At 35.7% G+C, this 488-nt stretch carries 1 protein-coding gene; it reads right to left on the bottom strand.

All coding sequences use genetic code 11. The features are described from left to right. Positions 1–80: 80 nt before the first annotated feature. The gene (locus KI369_RS29120) at positions 81–467 is read right to left on the bottom strand and encodes a YflT domain-containing protein (protein WP_212959065.1); all 387 of its coding nucleotides are present in this window, start codon (positions 465–467) and stop codon (positions 81–83) included. Between the last annotated feature and the right edge of the window lie 21 nt (positions 468–488).

Below are 488 nucleotides of genomic sequence, written 5' to 3'. Positions count from 1 at the left end.
TTTCATTTTTCTCACCCTTCTCTACTTTTAATTTCTTCCATGCTACAACCTAAAATAATTACCTTACCTATTGCAATCTATTAGAGAGAATGATAGTTTTGCGGCTGCCTATCACTCGCCGTTGGTACTTCAGCTGTTACTAGGAGTAAAATTCTCCCTTGATCTAGTTTTTCTTCATATAAGTTAGCTTCCTCCTTCGACAACCCCATTTCTTCCATTTGATTTCGGAGCTCGTCCCCTTTTTTGGAGAAAAAGTTGATAATACTTGTGCCCAATCCTTGTTCTTTTACTCCAATCGTATTTGTGTTTGTATCATCCGCAATCTTTTTTGTTAGATGTTTTTCATGTGTTAAGACGTAAATGTCATCTTGGTGAATCCCTTGCAATTCTAGCTCTTTTACTTTCATAACTACTTCCTGTTCATTTTCATATTCATGAACCACCGGTTTTCTTTCATTCTTATGCATTGTATTTTTCCTCCTTTAGAT

Origin of the sequence: Bacillus sanguinis, assembly GCF_018332475.1 — a bacterium.
In the GTDB taxonomy this organism is placed as follows: domain Bacteria; phylum Bacillota; class Bacilli; order Bacillales; family Bacillaceae_G; genus Bacillus_A; species Bacillus_A sanguinis.
This window is presented reverse-complemented; position numbering and strand designations above follow the sequence as displayed.

Coding starts and splice junctions, on each gene's coding strand:
- KI369_RS29120 (WP_212959065.1), bottom strand. CDS start 467: ATGCATAAGAATGAAAGAAAACCGGTGGTTCATGAATATGAAAATGAA.